This is a genomic window from Acidisoma sp. (assembly GCF_035492295.1).
Classification (GTDB): domain Bacteria; phylum Pseudomonadota; class Alphaproteobacteria; order Acetobacterales; family Acetobacteraceae; genus Acidisoma.
The window spans coordinates 1-6,629 of sequence record NZ_DATJJK010000270.1; the positions used below are offsets into that span (position 1 = coordinate 1).

General features: G+C 65.0%; 5 protein-coding genes, 1 pseudogene and 1 other annotated feature. Of the genes and pseudogenes, 3 read left to right on the forward strand and 3 right to left on the reverse strand.

The window, feature by feature from the left end; translation table 11 throughout:
- Window positions 1-266, forward strand: a pseudogene (locus VL752_RS20000) (hypothetical protein); the annotation flags it as partial.
- Between the two features lie 203 nt (window positions 267-469).
- Here the strand turns inward: VL752_RS20000 and VL752_RS20005 are convergent.
- The gene (locus VL752_RS20005; RefSeq protein ID WP_325358009.1) at window positions 470-1,393 is read right to left on the reverse strand and encodes an acetamidase/formamidase family protein; all 924 of its coding nucleotides are present in this window, start codon (window positions 1,391-1,393) and stop codon (window positions 470-472) included.
- 181 nt (window positions 1,394-1,574) lie between these two features.
- On the opposite strand from VL752_RS20005, the gene VL752_RS20010 reads away from it, so the two are divergent.
- Window positions 1,575-2,006 (forward strand): CBS domain-containing protein, encoded by a 432-nt coding sequence (locus tag VL752_RS20010; RefSeq protein WP_325358010.1) that lies wholly within the window; start codon window positions 1,575-1,577, stop codon window positions 2,004-2,006.
- 106 nt (window positions 2,007-2,112) lie between these two features.
- Here the strand turns inward: VL752_RS20010 and VL752_RS20015 are convergent, their stop codons facing one another.
- On the reverse strand, window positions 2,113-3,309 hold the full coding sequence (locus tag VL752_RS20015; protein WP_325358011.1) for an acyl-CoA dehydrogenase: 1,197 nt from the start codon (window positions 3,307-3,309) through the stop codon (window positions 2,113-2,115).
- 151 nt (window positions 3,310-3,460) lie between these two features.
- On the opposite strand from VL752_RS20015, the gene sthA reads away from it, so the two are divergent.
- Window positions 3,461-4,897 carry a Si-specific NAD(P)(+) transhydrogenase gene (gene sthA, locus VL752_RS20020; RefSeq protein ID WP_325358013.1) on the forward strand — a complete coding sequence of 479 codons (1,437 nt, stop codon included), beginning with the start codon at window positions 3,461-3,463 and terminating at the stop codon, window positions 4,895-4,897.
- Between the two features lie 23 nt (window positions 4,898-4,920).
- Here sthA and VL752_RS20025 read toward each other — a convergent pair whose 3' ends face one another.
- Entirely contained in the window at window positions 4,921-6,399 is a 1,479-nt protein-coding gene (locus VL752_RS20025; RefSeq protein WP_325358015.1) for a SulP family inorganic anion transporter, read from the reverse strand.
- Window positions 6,400-6,472: 73 nt separating this feature from the next.
- Window positions 6,473-6,529, reverse strand: a sequence feature (sul1 is cis-regulatory element that is thought to sense ions involved in sulfur or methionine metabolism; They are found in Alphaproteobacteria).
- Window positions 6,530-6,629: the final 100 nt, after the last annotated feature.

A 6,629-nucleotide genomic window follows, 5' to 3' on the forward strand; every position in this document is an offset into this window, starting at 1 on the left:
CCGCCGCGACCTTCGCCCGGCAGGGGGCCGAGGCCGCCGCCCGCCTGGAGCTTTTCATCGCGACGCCCAAGGGTGGAAGCTTCTTCCGGCATCTCACCGTGCTCTGGGGTGCCGGCCTTATCCTGCAAACGGCGATCATGACCTGGCTCGTGTATCTTTGGCCGATCGGCCGCTACCTGCTGCTCTCGCCCTTTATCGGATACGGCATCCTCGGCCTGCTCTTTGCCGGCACCTTCTGGTACCGGCGCAGCGTGCGGGCGGTCTGACCGGCATTCAGACCTTTCGGGTGGGCAGACGCCGACCGCCTATCTGACCGGCTGGCGGCTGCTGCTGGGGCAGCAGGCCTTGCTGGCGGATGCGCGCGTCCCAGGCCGTCGCCTATTGCACAGGCTTCGGCAGTGCGGCGGCCTTCTCCCACGCCTTCCCCCATCAGTTCGGCGACCCGCCGAAGACGGTGCCGGAGCGCCCTCTACAGGTTCGTCTTGCTCATCATCATGTGGATGCCCTTGTTGCCGTCCACCGTCTGCGTCACGCGCAGATCGCCGATCAGCGAGCAGAGCATATAGGCCTGGTTGCGGGAGAGATTGCTGCGGCGACAGATATGATCGACCATCTCCCGCACCGCCTGCTTCGCTGCGTCATCCAGATCCTCGTCGAGGCCGATGGAGATCAGATGCGTCGCACTTTCCGCGAAGGGCCGTTCGATTTTCATATCTTTACGGACCGTGAGCCGGAACTTGCCCGTCAGCGCGGTTTCCAGGGCTGTGATGCAGACCTCGCCATCGCCCTGCACGCCATGCCCGTCCCCGGCCATGAAGAGCGCGCCTTCGTTGAAGACGGGGAGATAAAGCGTGACGCCGGGCTTCAGCTCCTTATTGTCCATATTGCCGCCGAAGGCGCGGGGCTGGATGGTGCTGCACTCGCCCCAAGCGGCCGGCGGCGCCACACACATGATGCCGAAGAAGGGATCGAGCGCCAGTTCCTTCCCCCAGGGCAGCTTGGTGACCATGCGCGCATGGTCGATCGGCGGGTGGATGGTCTCGTAGTCGAATTCCTCCGGCAGGGTGCCGAGCAGAGGCAGAATGCTGACGAAGCCGAAATCCATGCAGGGTTTGGCTTCCAGGATGTCGATCTGCAGCGTGTCGCCCGGCATCGCGCCCGTCACATAGACCGGCCCGGTCAGGAAATGCCCGCCCTCGCGCGGGTGGGCCGCGATTCCTTCACGCCAGATCTCAGGCACGTCCTTCGGGGGGAAGGACGCGGCACCGCCGGCCGGCAGGGAGGAGAGGGTGACGGTATCGCCGCTCGCTACCGTCAGCACCGGCGGGATGGCGGCGGAGATCACGCTGCGGACCATCGTCTCGGGCGTGAACGGGATGTCGTGATGGGTCATGTCTCTTCCCTCTGCTTGCTGTGCGCGCATCGAACGGTATCGGCTAAGGCTTTGGCAACTGCAACCGTGGGTCGTTCCGCGGTCGCGTCTCCGTGAGAGCGCAATGGCAACCCTCTCGTAACGAGTCTGCTATCATGCTCCAGGGCCGGAGAGCCCATGACCATGCAGGGGAGTTCGTGAGATGACCGTCGACAGAATTCTTCAAGGAAAGAGCAGGGAGATCGCGAGCACGACGGCGGGGGCTTCGCTTTCGGCGATCTGCAGTCTGCTCGCCGAGCGGCGCATCGGCGCGGTGCCGGTGCTGGAGGGCAAGACCCTCATCGGCATCCTCAGCGAGCGTGACGTGGTGCGGGCGCTGGCCCTCGGCGGCGCGACTGCGCTCGATTTGCCGGTGGGCGAGATCATGACCCGCAACGTCCGCACCATTGGCCGTGGCACATCGGTGGAGGAGGCGATGGCGATCATGACCGAGGGCCGCTTCCGCCATCTGCCGGTGGTCGAGGATGGGCGGATGATCGGAATCGTCAGTATCGGGGACGTGGTGAAGGCCCGCCTGGACGCTCAGCAGCGCGAGGTCGAGGACCTGAAGTCCTACGTGGCTGGCGCCGCCTGATCCTGGTCCGGACCCGGTCCTCACCTCCACCCAGCCACCTCGTCAGGATATGGGGCTGAGCGGCCGGGTAGGGGTGAGGGCCGGTGCAGACTGATCAGCTCATGGGTCAGAACGCCGCGAGGCCGGTGATCGCGCGGCCCAGGATGAGGGCATGAACGTCGTGCGTACCTTCATAGGTATTCACACTCTCGAGGTTGGCGGCGTGGCGCATGACGTGAAATTCGGCGGAAATGCCGTTGCCGCCGTGCATGTCCCGGGCGGCGCGGGCAATTTCCAGCGCCTTGCCGCAGTTGTTGCGCTTGACCATGGAAATGGCTTCGGGCGCGAGACGTCCTTCGTCGAAAAGCCGGCCGGCCCGCAGGGCCGCCTGCAGGCCGAGGGCGATCTCGGTCTCCATATCCGCGAGCTTCTTCTGAACAAGCTGGGTCGCGGCCAGCGGACGGCCGAACTGGCGGCGGTCGAGCGTGTATTGCCGGGCGGCATGGAAGCAGAACTCGGCCGCCCCCATGGTGCCCCAGGCGATGCCGTAGCGCGCCCGGTTGAGACAGCCGAAGGGCCCCTTGATGCCGGATATGCCCGGCAGCAGGTTCTCCTCCGGCACGATAACCCCATCCATGACGATCTCGCCGGTAACGGAGGCGCGCAGGCTGAGCTTGTTTTCGATCTTCGGTGTCGTCAGCCCCTGCATGCCGCGTTCCAGAAGGAACCCGCGAATGGCGCCGTCATGTGCTTCCGACTTCGCCCAGACCACCAGGACATCGGCGATCGGGCTGTTGCTGATCCACATTTTCGTGCCCGACAGGCTGTAGCCGTCGGCAACCTTCACCGCTTTCGTGCGCATGCCGCCAGGATCGGATCCGGCATCGGGCTCGGTCAGGCCGAAACAGCCGATTAACGTGCCCGTAGCCAGGCCGGGCAGATACTTCTCACGTTGAGCCTCGGAGCCATAGGCATGGATCGGATACATCACGAGGGAGGACTGCACGCTCATCGCCGAGCGATAGCCACTGTCGACTCGCTCGACCTCACGGGCGACGAGCCCGTAGGAGACGTAGCCGAGGCCGGCGCCGCCGTATTCCGCCGGGATGGTGGGGCCAAGCAGGCCGAGTGCGCCCATCTCCTCCATCAGGCGGCGGTCGAAGGTCTCGGTCATATAGGCATCCAGAATCCCGGGCTGGAGACGGCTCTGGGCGAAGTCGCGGGCTGTGTCCCGCACCATGCGCTCCTCCTCCGTCAGCTGATCCTCGAGCAGAAATGGATCGGCCCAGTCGAAGGCCGGCTTCGTGGCATGCGCATGGTCCATGATGGTCGCTTCCTCGGTCAGTCAGGCCCGGGCTACCGGGTCAAGGCCTGAAATCGTAGTGGTGATGGCCGAAGGCGGCAACGATCGGAGACTGTCAAGAGCGGCTGCGCGTGCTAGGGTGTTTTTGCAAGTGCGAAGGGATCAATGAAGCGTGTTGTCCTATGACTTCCTCGTCATCGGCAGCGGCCCTTCCGGTCGCCGCGCCGCCATCCAGGCTGCCAAGCTGGGCTATTCGGTCCTTGTCATCGAGAAGGGCCGGCGCGTCGGCGGCGTTTCCGTCCATACCGGCACGATTCCCTCCAAGACGATGCGGGAGACGGTGCTGAACCTGACCGGCTATCGCGAGCGCGGCTTTTACGGCCGCGCCTACCGGGTGAAGAAGGATATCGCGGCCGAAGACCTCATGGCCCGTCTGCACAAGACGCTCGACCATGAAGTGGATATCCTCGAGCATCAATTCGCCCGCAATTCCGTCCGCACCATGGCCGGCCGGGCCGTGTTCGTCGATCCCCATACGGTCGAGGTCACGACCGAGGGAGGCGAGATCAGCCGCGTCCAGGGCGAGAAGATCCTCATCGCCGTCGGCACCCGGCCGTACAGGCCCCCTGAAATCCCCTTCGACGGCCAGCATATTCTGGACAGTGACGAGATCGTCGATCTGCCCAAGCTGCCGCGCAGCCTCACCGTCGTCGGCGCCGGCGTGATCGGTGTCGAATACGCCACGATCTTCAGCGCGCTCGACGTCGCGGTGTCCCTGGTGGATGCCAAGCGCAGCTTCCTCGATTTCATCGACCACGAGATCATCGAGGATTTTACGCATCAACTGCGTGACCGCGGCATGGCCATGCGCCTTGGTTCCGCGGTCGCGTCCATCACCATGGAAGATGGCTGGCCGACGACCGTGCTGGAAAGTGGGCGACGCGTGCGCAGCCAGATGCTGCTCTATTGCGCGGGGCGGGTCGGCGCGACCGATGCGCTCAATCTTCCGGCTGCCGGCCTGACCGCCGATGACCGCGGCCGCCTGCGCGTCAATCCGCAAACCTTGCAGAGCGAAGTGCCGCATATCTATGCGGCGGGGGACGCCATCGGCTTCCCCAGCCTCGCCTCGACCTCCATGGAGCAGGGGCGCATCGCCGCCTGCCATGCCTTCCAGCAGCCCATGCCGCCGGCCCCGGAATTCTTTCCCTACGGCATCTATGCCGTCCCGGAGATTTCCACTGTGGGCATGAGCGAGGAGGAGGTGCAGCGGCGCGGCATTCCCTATGAATGCGGCATCGCCCGGTTCCGGGAGACCTCGCGTGGCCATATCATGGGGCTCGAAACCGGGATGATGAAGATGATCTTCTCCATCCGAACCCATCGGCTGCTTGGCGTGCATATCGTGGGCGAGGGCGCGACCGAACTCATCCACATCGGGCAGGCCGTGCTCAACCTGAAGGGCAAGCTCGAATATTTCATCGAGAATACCTTCAACTATCCGACGCTCGCGGAAGCCTACAAGATCGCCGCACTCGATGCCTATAACCGGCTGGCGCGTGGTGCGGCGCCGGTCGCGCCGGTGCATCAGCAGGACAAGGCGGCCGAGTAGGGAATCCGCCGCCGCGCCCTTTCTCAGACCTCCGACTGCACCATCGGGGCGTGGCGATCCACCAGGATCGCGCTCGCCTCGTTAAGGCCGATGACCTCCACCTCCATCCCGTGCCGGCGCAGCTTGGAGACCACGCTCTCGAGCGCACCGACCGCGGTGATGTCCCAGAAATGGGCTTGCGTCAGGTCGATCACGGCGCGCTTGGCCTCGTCCCGCAAGTCGAAGCGATCAGCAAACATATCGGCGCTCGCGAAGAAGATCTGGCCCGAGACGCGATAGAGGCGGGTATCCGTCGCCTCGTCGTATGTCGCGTCCACCCCCATCAGGCGCATCACCTTGAAGGCGAAGAAGACGCCGGAGAGGAGAACCCCCACCGCGACGCCGGCCGCGAGATCGGAGGTCGCGACGGTCACTGCCACGGTCGCGAGCATGACGACGCTCGAGACCTTGGGATGCCGCGCCAGATCGCGGAAGGAGGACCAGGAGAAGGTGCTGACCGAGACCATGATCATGATGGCGACGAGGGCCGCCACGGGAATGCGGGCGACCCAGGGATGCAGCACCACGATCAGTAGCAGCAGGAAGAGACCGGAGGTGAGCGTCGAGAGCCGTCCCCGGCCGCCATAGCGAAGATTGCCGACGGTCTGGCCGATCATGCCGCAGCCGGCGATGCCGCCGAAGAGGCCGGCGGCGATGTTGGAAAGACCGAGACCCCAGCATTCGCGCGATTTGGAGCTTGTAGTCTCGGTCCATTCGTCGACCACGCTCGCCGTCATCATCGATTCGAGCAGGCCGACAACGGCCATGGCCAACGCATAGGGGGCGACGATCCCAAGCGTCTGCAGGGTCAGCGGCACATGAGGCAACACGAGATGCGGCAGGCTCGTCGGCAGCTTGCCGAGGTCGGAGACCACATGCAGCGGCATCGGCAAGGCGAAGCTCACCACCGTCAGCACAATGATGCAGATCAGCGGCGAGGGGATCACCGTCGTCACGCGCGGCAGCAGGTAGATGATGACGAGGCCGAGCGCGATCATCGGATAGGTCTGCCACGGCACATGGATCATCTGCGGCAACTGGGCCGAGAAGATGAGGATGGCGAGGGCGTTGACGAAGCCGGTGCGCACCGATTTCGAGACGAAGCGCATCAGCACATCGAGGCGCAGCAGGCCGAAGACCACCTGGAACAGGCCTGCGAGCAGGGTCGCGAGCAGGAGATAGTCCAGCCCGTGGCTGCGCACCAGGGCGGCGGCGACGAGGGCGACGGAGCCGGCGGCGCCCGTGATCATGGCCGGCCGGCCGCCGGTAAAGGCGATGACGATGCCGAGGATGAAGGTCGCGAAAAGGCCGACCTCGGGGTCGACCCCGGCGACGAAGGAGAAGGCGATGACCTCGGGGATGAGCGCGAAGGTCGCGACCATGCCGGCGAGAATGTCATTGATGGCGCTGCGGGGCGTGGTGAACCACTCCGCAGCGTAGTGGGAGGTTGGTTTGGGGGACATGGAACGGGGCCCGTGAGGGTCGCGCGACGTCGGCAGCAGAGCCTGCCCTAGGGATGAGAGCCGCAGTCGCTCGCATTGTCCGGCGGATTGGCGGCCGGAAGAGCCACCCGGGTTCTCACCGGGATCCTGACGATTGCCCCAAAGCTAGCCCGGTCCATGCGGCACCGCAACATGAACCGGACCAATTTCGCACAAAATTTGTCAGAAACGACCTTTGAAGCGCGGCGGGA